At 66.0% G+C, this 16,219-nt stretch carries 8 protein-coding genes; 3 read left to right on the top strand and 5 right to left on the bottom strand.

Annotated elements, in window-relative coordinates; translation table 11 throughout:
- Both Q7J58_RS10045 and Q7J58_RS10040 read left to right on the top strand, forming a co-directional pair.
- Positions 1-303, top strand: a 303-nt coding sequence (locus tag Q7J58_RS10045) for a hypothetical protein (protein WP_304827033.1), incomplete at its 5' end; no start/stop codon positions are given.
- A 181-nt stretch (positions 304-484) separates the two neighbouring features.
- Positions 485-1,387: a Bro-N domain-containing protein gene (locus tag Q7J58_RS10040; protein WP_304827030.1), complete on the top strand. Its 903-nt coding sequence runs from the start codon at positions 485-487 to the stop codon at positions 1,385-1,387.
- A 168-nt stretch (positions 1,388-1,555) separates the two neighbouring features.
- Here the strand turns inward: Q7J58_RS10040 and Q7J58_RS10035 are convergent, their stop codons facing one another.
- Positions 1,556-7,903: an excinuclease ABC subunit UvrA gene (locus Q7J58_RS10035; protein WP_304827027.1), complete on the bottom strand. Its 6,348-nt coding sequence runs from the start codon at positions 7,901-7,903 to the stop codon at positions 1,556-1,558.
- A 209-nt stretch (positions 7,904-8,112) separates the two neighbouring features.
- Here Q7J58_RS10035 and Q7J58_RS10030 point away from each other — a divergent pair, with 209 nt between their 5' ends.
- Positions 8,113-9,246 (top strand): ABC transporter substrate-binding protein, encoded by a 1,134-nt coding sequence (locus Q7J58_RS10030; protein WP_304827024.1) that lies wholly within the window; start codon positions 8,113-8,115, stop codon positions 9,244-9,246.
- A 29-nt stretch (positions 9,247-9,275) separates the two neighbouring features.
- On the opposite strand, the gene Q7J58_RS10025 is transcribed toward Q7J58_RS10030, so the two are convergent.
- The 4 genes from Q7J58_RS10025 to Q7J58_RS10010 form a co-directional block, all read right to left on the bottom strand.
- Positions 9,276-10,676 carry a diguanylate cyclase gene (locus Q7J58_RS10025; protein WP_304827021.1) on the bottom strand — a complete coding sequence of 467 codons (1,401 nt, stop codon included), beginning with the start codon at positions 10,674-10,676 and terminating at the stop codon, positions 9,276-9,278.
- A 139-nt stretch (positions 10,677-10,815) separates the two neighbouring features.
- Positions 10,816-11,304, bottom strand: a complete 489-nt coding sequence (locus tag Q7J58_RS10020; RefSeq protein ID WP_304827018.1) for a universal stress protein — start codon at positions 11,302-11,304, stop codon at positions 10,816-10,818.
- 318 nt (positions 11,305-11,622) lie between these two features.
- Positions 11,623-14,433, bottom strand: coding sequence for a formate dehydrogenase subunit alpha (gene fdhF, locus Q7J58_RS10015; RefSeq protein WP_304827015.1), 2,811 nt, complete (start codon positions 14,431-14,433; stop codon positions 11,623-11,625).
- The gene (locus Q7J58_RS10010) at positions 14,430-16,199 is read right to left on the bottom strand and encodes an NADH-ubiquinone oxidoreductase-F iron-sulfur binding region domain-containing protein (protein ID WP_304827012.1); all 1,770 of its coding nucleotides are present in this window, start codon (positions 16,197-16,199) and stop codon (positions 14,430-14,432) included. Before Q7J58_RS10010 ends, fdhF begins: the two co-directional genes overlap by 4 nt.
- Between the last annotated feature and the right edge of the window lie 20 nt (positions 16,200-16,219).

The raw sequence follows: 16,219 nt of genomic DNA, 5'->3' as shown, positions 1-16,219 counted from the left end.
TGTGGCACCTCGGTGGTGTGGGTTGACGATGCCATCGACATGGGTACGGACAACCTGCGCCATCTGGCCACCGAGCAGGCGGGCGGTATTGGGCATGAGTTCCTGATCCATTGGCTGCACGACAACCAACTGACCCAAGAGCAAGGCGCACAAGCCATTGGCCTGTCGCGCCGGATGCTGTGTTACTACCTGCGCGGCGCCAAGCCCATACCCAAAACCGTGTGGCAGGCCTGCATAGGATGGACGGCACAAAACAAGCCCGCGTTGACCCAAAACGACGAGCGGTTTGCGCTGGCTGCCTGACGACGGCAGAAAACCCAGCCAGGCCAAGCGCTGACCGGGGCGGTGCCACGCATAATTTGCCTCACATCGGGTCAATCACTGCTGCTAAACGCTCTTTAGCGCAAGGCCGACTGTCCGCACAGCGCGCAACGCCCAGCTTGACGTTGAAGAACTTCTGCGACGCAATTCAGGGAGAAACACAATGGTCAAAAGTACCAAGACAGCTGAGCCAGAAAACCACATCGCCGTTTTTCAGGAAACCGCTATCCGCCGTGTCTGGCACAACGAGGAATGGTGGTTTTCCGTGGTGGACGTGTGTGCCATCCTGACCGCGAGCCCGGATGCCAGCGCCTACTGGCGCAAGCTCAAACAGCGGCTCAATGCCGAGGGTGGCCAACCCGTGACGTTTTGTCACGGGTTGAAGTTAATGGCCCCTGACGGCAAGCAGCGCGAGACCGATTGCGCCAACACTGAGGGCCTGTTCCGCATCATCCAGTCCATCCCATCCCCCAAGGCCGAGCCGTTCAAGCGCTGGCTGGCGCAGGTGGGTTACGAGCGGGTGAAGGAGATTGAAAACCCCGAGCTGGCCAGCGCCCGCGCCCGCGATCTGTACCAAGCCAAGGGCTACCCACAGGCGTGGATTGAAAAGCGATTGCGCTCCATCGCAGCGCGCGGCGTGGCCGAAGGCAAGGAGTATTCGATACTGACCGCCGAGATTGCCCGCGCCACCTTTGGCATCGCGCCCAGCGAACACAGCAAGCTCAAGCAACTGGATCAGGTCAAAACAGGCAACAACCTGCGCGACCACATGACCGACCTGGAGTTGATCTTCACCATGCTGGGCGAAGCGAGCACCACCGAGATTGCCCGCAGCAGCGACGCCCTGGGCTTTGAAGAAAACCGCACGTCGGTCCAGGAAGGCGGCACCATTGCCGGCAACGCCCGCCAAGCGCTGGAAGCCAAAACGGGCAAGAAGGTGGTGAGCCCAAGCAACTACCTGGCCGCAGCACCTTCGCCGGGATTGCTGGATGCTGCCGAAATGGCAACGCCGAGCAAGCCCAAAACTCGGGTGAAGGCAAAGGCGCCCAAGGGCGATGCGACATGAGACTTGCAGCTGGGAAGCGCATTTACAAAAAACTCTTGCTGCTTACCACCTTGGGTCAAGGTGGTAAGCAGATTCTGGAAAGTGGTAAGCACGACTTACCACCTTTACCAGAATCGCTGGTTAAAAAGATACGTGTTCTTTACCCAGCGTATCGGCCAGGGTGAAAACTCACCCCCGCGCCAACACCGGCCCCAGCACGCGACCGGTGTGCGTGTCCAGCCGCACCACCTCTTCGGGCGGTGCCTCCGCCACCACGCGGCCTCCGCCGCCGCCGCCTTCGGGCCCCAGGTCGATGATCCAGTCGGCTTCGGCCATCACGTCCAGGTCGTGCTCGATCACCACCACGCTGTGTCCGCCGTCCACCAGGCGGTGCAGCACGCGGATGAGTTTTTCCACGTCGGCCATGTGCAGACCCACGGTGGGTTCGTCCAGCACGTAGAGGGTGTGTGGGGCTTTTTGGCCACGCCTTCCGACTTCGTCCCGGACTTTGGACAGTTCGGTGACAAGTTTGATGCGCTGCGCTTCGCCGCCGCTGAGGGTGGGCGAAGGCTGGCCAAGCGTGAGATAACCCAGGCCCACGTCTTTCAGCAGTTGCAGCGGGTGGCTGATGGCGGGCATGGCGGCGAAGAAGCCGACCGCCTCGTCCACCTCCATCTGCAGCACGTCGCCAATGCTCTTGCCCTTCCAGGTCACAGCCAGGGTTTCGGGGTTGAAGCGGGCGCCGTGGCACACCTCGCAAGGCACTTTCACGTCGGGCAAGAAGCTCATTTCGATGGTGCGCATGCCTTGGCCTTCGCAGCCTGGGCAGCGGCCTTCGCCGGTGTTGAAGCTGAAGCGGCCCGGGCCGTAGCCGCGGGCTTTGGCTTCCAGCGTGTCGGCAAACAGCTTGCGCACCGTGTCCCAAAAACCGATGTAGGTGGCGGGGCAGCTGCGCGGGGTTTTGCCGATGGGGGTTTGGTCCACTTCGAGCACGCGGTCCACCACTTCGGCGCCAATGAGTTTGTCGCAGCCGCTCCAGTGGGGGCGCTCGCCCGCGTCCCATTGCTGGCGTCCGGCGAAGGTGCTGCGCTGCGACACGGCGGCGGCCGCGTTGGTGAGCAGCACGTCGCGGGCGAAGGTGGATTTGCCGGAACCGCTGACGCCGGTGATCACCACCAGGCGCTGCAGGGGCACGGCGACGGTGAGGTTTTGCAGGTTGTGCAGGCGGGCGCCGCGTATTTCGAGCCAGGGTATCGCTCCCTCCCCCGCTGGGGGAGGGTTGGGGTGGGGGCTGGCGTTTGCAGGGGTGTCTGGTGCGCTGGCCCCCATCCCAACCTTCCCCCAGGGGGGGAAGGAGCCATTCGGGGACCGCACTGCGCGCCGTGGCTGCAGCGGGTGCTTCATCGCGTGCAGCAAATAGCGCCCGGTGACGGAATCGGGGTTGGCCGACAGGTCGGCCACCGAGCCCTGCGCCACCACGCGCCCGCCGCGTTTGCCGGCGCTGGGGCCGATGTCGATGATGTGGTCGGCGCGGCGGATGGTGTCTTCGTCGTGCTCCACCACCACCAGGGTGTTGCCCATGTCACCAAGCTTGTGCAGCGCGTTCAACAAGATGGCGTTGTCGCGCGCGTGCAGGCCAATGGTGGGCTCGTCGAGCACGTAGCACACGCCTTGCAGGTTGCTGCCCAGTTGCGCGGCCAGGCGGATGCGCTGCGACTCGCCGCCGCTGAGCGTGGGCGCACCCCGGTCCAGCGTGAGGTAGTTCAGGCCCACTTCTTCCAGAAAAGCCAGTCGGTTTTCGATTTCGGGCAACAGGTCGCGGGCAATGTCGGCCTCGCGCTGGGACAAGGGCCCCCAAGCGGCGTCCCCTTTGCAAGGTGAAGCCGGGGCTCCACCGCTGGCGCGGGTCGCTGCCCCCCGAGGGGGCTGATCCGGCTTGGGGCGGCCCGGCGCCGGATCGTCGCCCGTCCCACCGTCGCCCATCAGTCCCTGCACCCACGCACGCACCTCGGTCACCGAGAGGCGGGCCACGTCGGTGATGCCGACGCCGGAAAACTTCACCGCCCTGGCTTGCGCGTTCAGGCGCGTGCCTTGGCAGCTGGGGCAGGGCTGGTCGGCCAGGTCGTCCACCTCGGGTTCGGCAAAGCTTTGTTCGCGGCCTTTTTGGTCGTCGTCGCGCACCGAATCGTCCAGCGCCCGGCGCTGTTCGCGCGAGAGCGCCAGGCCCGTGCCCACGCAGTCGGGGCACCAGCCGTGTTTGCTGTTGTACGAGAACAGGCGCGGGTCCAGTTCCGGGTAGCTGGTGGCGCAGACCGGGCAGGCGCGTGTGGTGGAAAACACCTCCAGTTGGCCAATGCCTGTGGTGCTGGTGCCGTCGGCCATGGCCTGCGCCAGACCGTCCAGCGGGTGCAGCACATGCACCTGCCCTTTGCCCAGCTCCAGCGCTCGGGTCAGCTGGGTGCGCAGCCAGGCCTCATCGGCGGGGTTCACCACGCCGTCGGCCACCGGCAGTTCGATGGTGTGTTCCTTGAAGCGGTCGATGCGCGGAAAACCGGTGGTGGGCAAAAACTCGCCGTCCACGCGCAGGTGCGTGTGGCCGCGCGGGCGCGCCCAGTCGGCCAGTTCGGTGTAGACGCCCTTGCGGTTGATCACCAGCGGCGCCAGCAGGCCAATGTGTTGGCCCTTGTAGCGCTGCAAGATGGCGGCGGCGATGCTGTCGGGGCTTTGCGGCATCACCGCGGCGCCGTCGTGTACGCAGTGCTGCGTGCCCAACTTCACGTAGAGCAGGCGCAGAAAGTGCCAGACTTCGGTGGTGGTGCCCACCGTGCTTTTGCGGCCACCCCGGCTCAGGCGCTGCTCAATGGCCACCGTGGGCGGGATGCCGTAGACCGCGTCCACCTCAGGCCGACCGGCTGGTTGCACGATGCTGCGCGCATACGCGTTGAGCGATTCAAGGTAACGCCGTTGGCCTTCGTTGAACAGGATGTCGAAGGCCAGCGTGGACTTGCCCGAACCGCTCACGCCGGAGATCACGTTGAACTGACCGCGCGGAATGTCCACGCTCAGGTTTTTCAGGTTGTGTTCTTTGGCGTTGACGATGCGGATGCAGTTGGCTCCCTGCCCCGCTGGGGGAGGGTTGGGGTGGGGGCGCGCGCCGACCAGACCTCGCGGGAGTGCCCCCACCCCCGCCCTCCCCCAGCGGGGGTGGGCGTCAGACACCGCGTGCACCTCGCCCATGGACGCCGCGTAATCGCGCAGCGCCTTGGCGGTGTGGCTGCTGGGGTGCAGCCGCACCTCTTCCGGCGTGCCTTCGGTCACGATCAGGCCACCGGCCACGCCGCCCTCGGGGCCCAGGTCGATCAGCCAGTCGGCGGCGCGGATCACGTCCAGGTTGTGCTCGATGACGATCAGCGAATGCCCGGCTTCGAGCAGCTTGCGCAGGCTGCGCATGAGCTTGGCGATGTCGTCGAAATGCAGGCCCGTGGTGGGCTCGTCGAACAGAAACAGCGTGCCCTTGCGTGAGAGCGGCTGGCGGCTGGCGCTGGCGGTTTTGGCAGCTTCGGCCAGGAAGCCTGCCAGCTTCAGGCGCTGCGCTTCGCCGCCCGACAACGTGGGAACCGGCTGGCCCAGCTTCACGTATTCAAGCCCCACGTCCACGATGGGCTGCAAGGCTCGGATGACTTCGCGGTCGCTGGCAAACAAGGCGGCGGCTTCGCTCACCGTCAGGTCCAACACGTCGGCCACATTGAGGTGGCGCGTGCCGCGCTCGATCTTCACCTCCAGCACCTCGGGCCGGTAGCGTTTGCCATCGCAGTCGGGGCAGCGCAAATAGACGTCGCTCAGAAACTGCATTTCCACATGCTCAAAGCCCGAACCGCCGCAGGTCGGGCAACGCCCGTCGCCGCTGTTGAAGCTGAATTTGCTCGCGGTGTAACTGCGCTGGCGCGACAGCGGCGCGTCGGCAAACAGCGCGCGCACGGCGTCCCAGGCGCCCACGTAGCTCACCGGGTTGGAGCGTGCGGTTTTGCCGATGGGCGACTGATCGACAAACACCACCTCGCTCAGTAAGTCGGCACCGAGCAGGCGGTCGTGTGCGCCGGGCGAGTCGGTGGACTTGCCAAAGTGGCGCAGCAGCGCGGGCGCCAGCACGTCCTGAATGAGGCTGGACTTGCCCGAACCCGACACCCCGGTGACCACCACCAACCGCTGCAGCGGGAATTCCACCGACACGTTTTGCAGGTTGTGCTCGCGCGCGCCTTCCAGAATCAGGCGCGGCGTGTTGTCGGTCACCATGCGCTTGAAGCCCATGCCCACGGTTTTGCGCGCGCCCAGGTAGGCGCCGGTCAGCGTGTCGGCGCTGCGAATGGCTTCGGGCGTGCCGTCAAACACGATCTGCCCACCGCGCTCACCGGGGCCAGGGCCCATGTCGATCAGCCGGTCGGCAGCCAACATCACCGCCGGGTCGTGCTCCACCACCACCAGCGTGTTGCCCGCGTCGCGCAGGCGCAGCATGGCGTCGTTGATGCGTGCCATGTCGCGCGGGTGCAAGCCAATGCTGGGCTCGTCCAGCACAAACAGCGTGTTCACCAGCGAGGTGCCCAGCGCCGTGGTGAGGTTGATGCGCTGCACCTCACCGCCGCTGAGGGTGCGGCTCTGGCGGTCCAGCGTGAGGTAGCCAATGCCGACCTCGCAGAGGTAGCGGATACGGGTGTTGATTTCGTCCAGCAGCAGTTTGACGGCTTGGGCCTGGCCAGCGTTCTGCTCCTTTCCCACCTGGGGGATGCTTGGTTTGCCAGCAGAGGAAGAAATTAAAGCACCGGCGATTTTTGCTCCTTCCCCCTCTGGGGGAAGGTTGGGATGGGGGCTCTGCGCGAGCAGATGCAGTTCATCTGTTGGAAGTTTCTGCACGCCCTGCCCCCACCCCAGCCCTCCCCCAGAGGGGGAGGGGGTAAGACCTTCCCCGCCAAGAATGGGCGATATGTCCTGCCTTGTGAGGGCGGGCGCGAGAGAGGCAAAAAACGTCCGAAGTTGCTCAAGCGGCAACAACATCACATCGTGCAGACACAGTCCAGGCAAAGCCTCCAGCTGCGCGCGGCTCCAGGCAACACCCTTCGGCACATAGCGCTTGGCAGGCGGTAACACCGCGTCGGCCTGCGGCTTCGTGCCGATGCGCCACAACAAACTGTCCGTCTTCAACCGCGCCCCCCCGCAGCTCGGGCATTCGGTGTAGCTGCGGTATTTGGACAAGAGCACCCGGATGTGCATCTTGTAGGCCTTGCTCTCCAGGTATTCAAAGAACCGTGCCACGCCAAACCAGTGCTCGCTCCACTTGCCGTTCCAGTTCGGCGAACCGGCCTTCACCCAGTGCTGCTGCTCGGGCGTGAGCTTGTTCCAGGGCGTGTCGCGGGGAATGCCGGCGGCCTCGGCGTGGCGCATCAGGTCGTCTTGCGCCTCTTTCCAGGCGGGGGTCTGAAACACCTTGATGGCGCCTCCGCGCAGCGTGAGTTTGTCGTTCGGAATCACCAGCCCGTAGTCCACCCCAATCACCCGCCCAAAGCCCCGGCAGGCCTCGCAGGCGCCCACGGCGGAGTTGAACGAAAACATGGACGGCGACGGATCGGTGTAGCGGATGTCGCTTTCGGGGCAGTGCAGCCCGGTGGAGAACCGCCAGATGACCGGTTCTGCTCCTTCTTCGCCCAACACATACACCATCAGCTTGCCGCTGCCGCGCTTGAGGCCGGCTTCGATGGCCTCCATCACCCGCGCGGGCTCGGCGGTGCCGATGCGAAAGCGGTCGGCCACCACGTCGAGCACCTTCACCGATTCGCTGGCGGCAACACCCTTGGTGGTTTTGGATTTGGTGGGTTTTGCAGCCTTGGCATCGGGCACAGGCGCGGCGCGTTGCACCACCCGCTCGGCCTGCACCCGGGTGTAGCCGCTGGCCGAGAGCCATTGCTCAATCTCTTCCGGCGTGGTGCTCGCGGGCAGCTCAACCGGAAAGGTCACCACCAGCCGAGGATCGTTCAACCCACCACAACGCTGCTGCAACTCGGCGCAAATCGATTCCGGCGAGTCGTGGCGCACCGCCCGCGCCGTGTCGCGGTCGAACAGCTCGGCGCCGCGCGCAAACAGCAGCTTCAGGTGGTCGTTCAGCTCGGTCATCGTGCCCACGGTGGAGCGCGAGCTGCGCACCGGGTTGGTCTGGTCGATGGCGATCGCGGGCGGCACGCCGTCCACCCGGTCCACCGCCGGTTTGTCCATGCGGTCGAGGAACTGGCGCGCATAGGCGCTGAAGGTTTCCACGTAGCGGCGCTGGCCCTCGGCAAACAGCGTATCAAACACCAGGCTGGACTTGCCCGAACCGCTGGGGCCGGTGACCACCGTCAGCTCGCCGGTGCGAATGTCCAGGTCGATATTTTTCAGGTTGTGCTGGCGCGCACCGCGAATGCGGATCAGCCCGGGGGCTGCGGGGTCCGGTCCAGTGTCGGTAGGCTCGGGCGGTGAAGAGGGGTTCAGGAGCGGGTGCGCATCAGACATGGGGGTCTTCCGGTGGGGAGGCAAACATTCTAGGAGCCCGACGGGCTTGGGGCGCTGACCGGAAAAATTGGCCCCAGCAAGCCCTGCTTTTGCCGGTTTCTCCGGTTCACAGCTCCGCTGGGGGTCCAGAAGACACGCACATCCACAACCTCAACCCGTACGGACACAGATAGACTGTGTGGACTGTGTGCATTGCTGGAGACAACGACATGAAAAACACCCATCGCCCAGGCCGCCTGTGCCTGACCTTCGCGGCGGCGGCCGTATTCGCGGCGCTGGCCGCACCCACCTGGGCCCAGTTGCGCATCGGCCAGACCGCCGGGTTCAGCGGTCCGGTGGCAGCGGGGGTCAAAGAGACCACCGAGGGAGCGAAGCTGTATTTCGATGCGATCAACGCCAAAGGCGGCATCAACGGGCAGAAGATCGAACTTGAATCGCTGGACGACAAATTCGATCCGAAACTGGCCGCCGAAAACGCCCGCACGCTGATCACCAACCGGCAGGTGCTCAGCCTCTTCCTCACCCGAGGCACGCCGCACACGCAGGCCATCATGCCCCTGCTCGATGAATTCAAGGTGCCGCTGGTAGGGCCGTCCACCGGCGCCATGGCGCTGCACAAACCGGTGCACCCCTGGCTGTTCAACGTGCGTGCGACCTACCAGCGCGAAGCGGAGCGTGCGGTGCAGCACCTGAGCCTGATCGGCATCGACCGCATTGGCGTGGTGCATGTGGACGACAGCTTTGGCGCCGACCTGCTCGAAGGCGCCCAAAAGGGTTTTTCGAGCGTCAGCAAGCAACCGCTGTTCATCGAAAAGTTCGACCGGGCCAAACCCGATTTCAGCCGCATCGCACCGATTGCGGCGAGCTCAGGCGCACAGGCGGTGCTGTTCATCGGCTCGGGCGTCGCCGTGACGGACGGCATCGCAGAAATCCGCAAGGCAGGCTCGCGGGCGCAAATCATCACCAACTCCAACAACGCCTCGGGCGGCTTCATCAAGTCGTTGGGCGCCAACGCGCCCGGCACCATCGTCACCCAGGTGTTCCCCAACGAGCGCTCGCTCGCAGCGCCCATCGTGAAAGAAGCGGACGACCTGGCCAAAGCCAAGGGACTGGAAGGCCTGAGCCCCGCCATGCTGGAAGGCTTTGCCGCCGCCAAGGTGCTGGTGGCCGGGCTGCAGCGCGCGGGAGACAACCCGACGCGCGCCAAGCTGCGCGAGGCGCTGGAAGGGCTGAAGAAGCTGGACCTCGGCGGGCTGGAACTGAGCTACAGCCCCACCGATCACACCGGTCTGGAGTTTGTCGACCTGTCCATCGTGGACGCCTCGGGCCGGTTCCGGCGCTGAAGGGCCCACCCCCACCGCACCGTCACCCATCAAGACGGCGGTGCATCGGCCCGAACGGGTGCGGCCACGCACACACGGTTGCGCCCGCTGTTTTTGGCCTGGTAGAGCGCCGCATCGGCCCTGGCCACCAGGACATCGGGCACATCGCCCGCCTGCACATGCGCCACACCAGCACTCAGCGTCAGGGTGCGCTGAGAGGCAAACCCATGTTCCCGGGCTTTTTGCAGCAAGCGTTCGGCCAGCTGTTCCGCCTGATCCAGCGGGGTTTCGTAGCAAATCACCACAAACTCCTCGCCGCCCCAGCGGCACACCGTGTCCACGTTGCGGGTGGCCTGCATCAGCAAACGCCCCAATTCAGCCAGCACCTTGTCGCCGACCAAGTGGCCAAATTCGTCGTTGATGGCCTTGAAATGGTCAATATCGAGCATGATCACCGACAAAGACCGCCCGTAGCGCAGGGCCCGCTCCACATCAAAGGCAAACGAGTTGCCCAGACCATTGCGGTTGAGCAGGCCCGTCAGGGCATCGGTTTCGGCCATGGCCTTGAGTTGTGCGTTGGCCATCTGGAGCCGGCGCACCCACCAGCCGTTGGACACGACCACCAGCACCAACAACGCCCCGATGGCCATGGCCACCGTGTAATCGGTTTGCACGGCCGTGACCACCTTCATCTGCACATGCCGGTCCACCACCTTGCGGCGGTCCTCGTCGGTCAGGGTGGCCACGCCTTTGTTCAAAATGTCGCGCAAGAGGGTTTCCGACTTCAGCACCCCCACGCTCAGGCGGTTTTCATAGCCGGGAATCTGGCCCGAAATTTTCAGGTTGAACCAGCCGTTGTGTTTGATGGTGTCGGCCGCCACGATGAGCGAGCGCAGCGTCATGTCGGCCTTGCGCTCCGACACCCAGCCCAGCGACTCGTTTTCAGAGTGGGTGTCGAGCACCGTCAGATTCGGGAAATCCCGCTTCACCCGCTCCGACATGGCGGTTTCTTTGGGCAGTGCAATGGTGTAGCCGTTGAGCTCGGCCACGTCGGCAATGAAGGGGTGCTCCTCGCGGGTGATGAGCACATTGGGATCGATCAGCAAGGGATCGGTGAAGATGAGCCAGCGGTCGCGATCGGGTGTGCGGTTCAAAAAGCTCATGACCAGGCACTTGCCCGCCTGGGAGGCCGCCACGCTGTCTTCCCACGTGGTGGTGGGATGCAGCACAAACTGCACCCCCGTGCGGGCGCTCACCAGCGCCAGCAGATCGGCGGCCATGCCCCTGTGCTGCCCACGCTCGTCGATCACCTCGAACGGCCACCAGTCGGGATCGACACACAGCCCAATCGGGTTCTGGACGGTCAGGTAGGCACGCTCACTGTCGGTGAGCGTGACCAGGGGCGCAGACAGGGCAGCGTGACCATGACCGGTGACCAGCAGGCATGCCACCGCGCATGAAGTCCAACAGCGCCTTAGGGTGTGCAGCGCCTTCACCGGCAGGGTAATGCGCCCGAACGCAGAAGATCGTTTGAACATCAAAGACCCGAACACACCCGGGTGTGGCCAGCCGGCGCGGCCAGGGCCATGTTCAGGACTTGACGATCAACACCGGCACATTGGCGTGTGTGAGCACTTTTTGCGCCACGCTGCCCAAAATGAGTGCTTTGAGACCCTGGCGGCCGTGGGAACCCATGACGATCAGATCGCAACCCTCGGTCTCGGCAGTTTCCAGAATACCTTCGTACACCACGTTGCGTTCAATGGTGTCGCCCTCAAAGGCCACGTTTTGTTTGGAGCAAGCGTAGGCGACAGCACCCAGCGCTTTTCCAGCAACCGCCTTCACTTCTGACAGGTAAGACTGCAGGCCCGCAGACGACACATCGCCGATGCCCAGGTAAGGGAACGGATCGATCACATACACACCAATGAGTTCGGCACCCTGGCTTTTGGCGAGCAGCACGGCGGTGTTGGCTGCGTGGGTGGCTTGCGGGGAACCGTCCACAGGGACCAGAATTTTTTTGAAGGCAGAAGCCCTTCGGTTGGGCATCTGATTGGGAACGACGATTTTGTCGGACATGGCGTGTCTCCGATGGGGTGGATGAAGTGATGGCAGTGGGCCAAGCGGAATGGATGCCCGACCGCAACGAAAACTGATCTTAACGGCCCATAGATGTGCGCTGCTGGATGCACGTTAAAAAAGGGACCTCTCTGAGCAACTCACGTGGAAATGCTCCGCGGCTGAGCGTGTTTCGGGCGTGTCCGGGAACGCCTCAAACCGCACCCGATCAAGGCGCAAAGCACCGTCACCGCCGGGCTATGGCGCACATTTGCAACGCAAAGCGGGTGCGTTTGGGGAGCAGGGGCATGAACGAAAGGCGCTGCGCCTCTCAGCCTCTCAGGCCGGAGCCGGCCGCACGTTGACCGCGCAGTACTTCAGCTCCGCGATCTTGCCCAGGGGGTCGAGGGCCGGGTTGGTGAGCAGGTTGGCGGCGGCTTCGGCGTAGGCAAACGGGATGAAGGCGGTGTCGGGTGGCATGCCTGGGTCCAGCCGCACCGCCAGCACCACGCGGCCACGGCGCGATTGCACCAGGGCGTTATCGCCTGCGGCCAAGCCCCGGCGGGCGGCGGTGTCGGGGTGCAGGCTCACCACCGGGCCGGGTTCCACCGCGTCCAGCACCTGGCTGCGCCGGGTCATGCTGCCGGTGTGCCAGTGTTCCAGCTGGCGCCCGGTGATGAGGACCATCGGGTAGTCGGCATCGGGCGTTTCGGCCGGTGGCGTGAGCGCAGCCGGCACCAGCGTGGCGCGGCCAGAGGGCGTGGGAAAGTGGTCGGTGAACACCACCGGCTGGCCGGGATCGGCCTCGTCGGCCACGGGGTAGGTGACGGCGCGTTCGCGCTGCAAGCGCGCCCACGACAGACCGGCGATGCTGGGCATGAGCGCGCGCATTTCTTCAAACACGGCGCCAATGCCTTCGCCGGCTTGCGCGCTGGCGGCGCCGTCGGGCGCCACACCGTAGGCCCAGCCCAGGCCGAGGCGCCGCGCGAGTTGTTCGGTGATCCAGGCGTCGGCCCGCGCCTCGCCGGGCGCCGGCACGGCCTTGCGGCCCAGTTGCACGCAGCGGTCGGTGTTGGTCACGCTGCCGGTTTTCTCCGGCCAGGCGGTGGCGGGCAGCACCACGTCGGCCAGGCTGGCGGTTTCGGTCAGAAAAATGTCTTGCACCACCAGGTGCTGCAGCCGGGCCAGCGCCTCGCGGGCGTGGGTGGCGTCGGGGTCGCTCATGGCGGGGTTTTCGCCCTGAACCAGCATGGCGCGGATCTGCCCGTCCCACGCGGCGTTGACGATCTCCACCACGGTCAGGCCGGGCTCACTGCCCAGCGTGCCGGGCGGCACACCCCAAAGCTGCTCGGCTTGGGCGCGCACCGCGGGCTCGCTCACGCGTTGGTAATCGGGTAGCACCATGGGAATCAGGCCGGCGTCGCTCGCGCCCTGCACGTTGTTTTGCCCACGCAGCGGGTGCAAACCGGTGCCGGGGCGGCCGATCTGGCCGGTGATGAGCGACAGGGCAATGAGGCAGCGCGCGTTGTCGGTGCCGTGGGTGTGCTGGCTCACGCCCATGCCCCACAGGATCATGCTGTTGCCCGCCGTGGCGTAGGCGCGGGCCACCTCGCGCAGGGTGGCGGCGTCGATGCCACACACCGGCGCCATGGCTTCGGGCGAAAAGTCGGCCACATGGGCCTTGAGCTGCGCAAAGTCCAGCGTGTGCTGCTCGATGTAAGCGGTGTGGGCCAGCCCCTCAAAAATGATGGTGTGCAACAGGGCGTTGAGCAAGGCCACGTCGGTGCCGGCGGCAAATCCCAGGTGCTTCCAGGCGTGGCGGGCGAGCTCGGTGCGGCGCGGGTCGGCCAGCACCAGGCGCATGCCGCGCTTCACCGCGTTCTTGATCCAGGTGGCGCCCACCGGGTGGTTTTGCGCCGGGTTGGCGCCGATGATGAGCACGAAGTCGGCGTGCTGCACATCGCGCAGCGGGTTGGTGACCACGGCCGAACCCAGGCCTTCCATGAGCGCGGCCACGCTGGAGGCGTGGCACAGGCGGGTGCAGTGGTCCACGTTGTGCGTGCCAAACGCGGTGCGGATGAGCTTCTGAAACAGGTAGGCCTCTTCGTTGGTGCCCTTGGCCGAGCCAAAGCCCGCCACCGGCCCCAGGCGCCCGCGCGCGGTGGTGCTGGCCATGGCCCGCTGGAAGCCGGCGGCGGCGGCGTCCAGGGCTTCGTCCCAGCTGGCTTCACGGAACAACTCGCTCCAGTGGCGGTGCATCACGTTGGCCGGGTCCTTCGGTGCGTCGGCGCGTCGGATCAGCGGCTTCGTCAAGCGTTCGGGGCTGTGGGCGTAGTCAAAACCAAAGCGGCCTTTCACGCACAGGCGCTCTTCGTTGGCCGGGCCTGCTGCGCCCTCGACGTGTGCAATTTTTCCGTCGCTCACGTGGTAGGTGAGTTGGCAGCCTACGCCGCAGAACGGGCACACCGAGTCCACCTGCTGCTGCGAGGCCTGGGCGTAAGCGCCGTTGGCCGGTGCAATGGCGCCGGTGGGGCAGGCTTGCACGCATTCGCCGCAGGCCACACAGGTGCTGGCACCCATGGGGTCGTTTTGGTCAAACACGATCTGCGCATGGCCGCCTCGAAACGCCATGCCCAGCACGTCGTTGCCCTGCGTTTCGCGGCAGGCGCGCATACAGCGGGTGCACTGGATGCAGGCATCCAGGTTGACCGCCATGGCGGGGTGGCTGGTGTCTGGCAACACAAGCGCCCGCGCCGGAAAACGCCCCGGCGCAGCGCCCGCCACCTGCGCCCAGTGGGCCAGCTCGCTGTCGTGCTTCAGCGCCTGGGTGTCGGGCGCGTCGGACAGCAGCAGTTCCAACACGGTCTTCTGCGCGGCGCTGGCGCGCGGGCTGTCGGTGGTCACCGCCATGCCCGGCTGCGGCGCGCGGCAACACGATGGCGCCAGCACGCGTTCGCCCGCCACCTCGACCACGCAGGCGCGGCAGTTGCCGGGGCTGCGCAGGCCGTCGGTGTGGCACAGGTGGGGAATGACCACGCCCACGCGCTGTGCCACTTTCAAAATGCTTTCGCCCGGCGCGGCTTCCACTGGCAGGCCGTTGAGCATGAAGGCCACGGGGGCCTGGTCCTGGGGCAGGTCTGTGGCGTTCATGCGGTCACCTTGATGGGGGTTGTGGCGGAGGTTGGGGCGCCGTTGACCTCGTGCGCAAAGTAGCGCAGCACCGAGTCCACCGGGTTGGGCGCGGCCTGGCCCAGCCCGCAGATGGACGCATCGCGCATCACCTGCGAGAGCTCGCCAAGCAGCGGCGCGTCCCACACCGGGGCTTGCATCAGCTGCACGGCCTTGGTGGTGCCGGCGCGGCACGGCGTGCATTGGCCGCACGACTCGTGTTCAAAAAACCGCATCAGGTTGAGCGCGGCGCTGCGTGCGCTGTCGTGCTGGCCCATCACCACCACCGCCATGGAACCCAGAAACGCGCCGTGCTGGGCCAGGGTGTCAAAGTCGAGCGGCACGTCGGCCAGCGTTGCCGGCAAGATACCGCCCGAGGCGCCACCGGGCAGGTAGGCGTAGATCGTGTGGCCCTCGGCCATGCCACCGGCGTATTGGTCCACCAGCTCGCGCAGCGTGATGCCTGCCGGTGCCAGGTAAACGCCCGGCTGGCGCACCCGGCCCGAGACCGAGAAACGCCGCAAGCCGCTGCGCCCGCGCAGCCCTTGTGCCGCCAGCCAGGCGCCGCCTTTGTCCAGAATGTCGGGCAGCCACCACAGCGTTTCCAGGTTGTGCGCCAGCGTGGGCCGGCCAAACACGCCGTGGGTGGCCACGATGGGCGGGCGCAGGCGCGGCAGGCCGCGCTTGCCTTCCACCGACTCGATGAGCGCCGACTCTTCACCGCAAATGTAGGCACCCGCGCCGCGCCGCAGCTCGATCTGCGGTGGTGTGTAGCCAGGGTATTGCAGCGCCAGGCCCTGCAGCCGGGTGTGCAGACCGGTGAGCTCGCGTTCCAGCAGGCCGCGTGCGTCGTGGTATTCGTCGCGCAAATACAGCCAGATGCGCTCAGCGCCCACCACCTGCGCGGCGATCAGCATGCCCTCCAGCACCTGGGGTGCGCCGCCGTGCGGGCTGGTGAGCACATGCCCGTCTTTGAAGGTGCCGACCTCGCCCTCGTCGATGTTGACCACCATGTAGCGCGGCCCGGGCTGGGCGCGCACGGTTTCCCATTTGCGCCAGGCCGGAAAACCCGCGCCACCCAGGCCGCGCAGGTTGGAAGCCTTCAGCTCGGCCAGCACCTGCTCTGGGCTCAGTTCGCCAGACAGCAGGCGCTGCAATTGCGGCAGTTCGGACTGCACCGGCTCGGGCAGCTGGCGCGGGGCCGTTTCACCGCGCGCCAACAGATCGTTCACCGCATCCACGCTGGCGTGGGGCAGCTGGCGCTGGCCCACGCAGGCGGCCGGCGCGCTGTGGCACTGGCCAATGCACGGCGCACCCTGCACGCGCACGGCAGCGTTGCCCGCCAGCCGGGCCTGCAGATCGCTCAGCAAAGCCGCACCACCGGCCATGGCGCACGACAGGCTGGTGCAGACCCGCACCACCGTGTCGGCCACCGGCGCATCGTCGCTCACCACCTCGAAGTGGTGGTAGAAGCTGGCCACCTCAAACACCTCCACCTGGCTCAGGCGCAGGCGCTCGGCCAGCGCGGCCAGTTGGCCTTGGCGCAGCGCGCCTTCGGCATCTTGCAGGCGGTGCAGGTGCTCAATCAGCAGGTCGGCCCGGGGCTCCAGCCCTTCGCACAACGCGGCCACGCGCTCGCGTGCGGCGGGCGCCACCTGCCGGCCCTTGGGCGTGTAGCGCGGTCGGGCGCGGGCGGTCTCAGCCGGGCGAATGGGAATGACCAACGGGGTTCGGGTGGTGCTTGACATGGTTTCAGCGTAGCACCGGG

The organism is Hydrogenophaga sp., assembly GCF_030656115.1.
Taxonomy (GTDB): Bacteria; Pseudomonadota; Gammaproteobacteria; order Burkholderiales; family Burkholderiaceae_C; genus Hydrogenophaga.
Note: the sequence above shows the minus strand (reverse complement) of the source record. Positions and strands in the feature narration are given on the sequence as shown.

What these genes read in the sequence shown, in the direction of transcription:
- Q7J58_RS10040 (WP_304827030.1), top strand. Translation starts at nt 485, where the DNA reads ATGGTCAAAAGTACCAAGACAGCTGAGCCAGAAAACCACATCGCCGTT.
- Q7J58_RS10035 (WP_304827027.1), bottom strand. Translation starts at nt 7,903, where the DNA reads ATGTCTGATGCGCACCCGCTCCTGAACCCCTCTTCACCGCCCGAGCCT.
- Q7J58_RS10030 (WP_304827024.1), top strand. Translation starts at nt 8,113, where the DNA reads ATGAAAAACACCCATCGCCCAGGCCGCCTGTGCCTGACCTTCGCGGCG.
- Q7J58_RS10020 (WP_304827018.1), bottom strand. Translation starts at nt 11,304, where the DNA reads ATGTCCGACAAAATCGTCGTTCCCAATCAGATGCCCAACCGAAGGGCT.
- fdhF (WP_304827015.1), bottom strand. Translation starts at nt 14,433, where the DNA reads ATGAACGCCACAGACCTGCCCCAGGACCAGGCCCCCGTGGCCTTCATG.
- Q7J58_RS10010 (WP_304827012.1), bottom strand. Translation starts at nt 16,199, where the DNA reads ATGTCAAGCACCACCCGAACCCCGTTGGTCATTCCCATTCGCCCGGCT.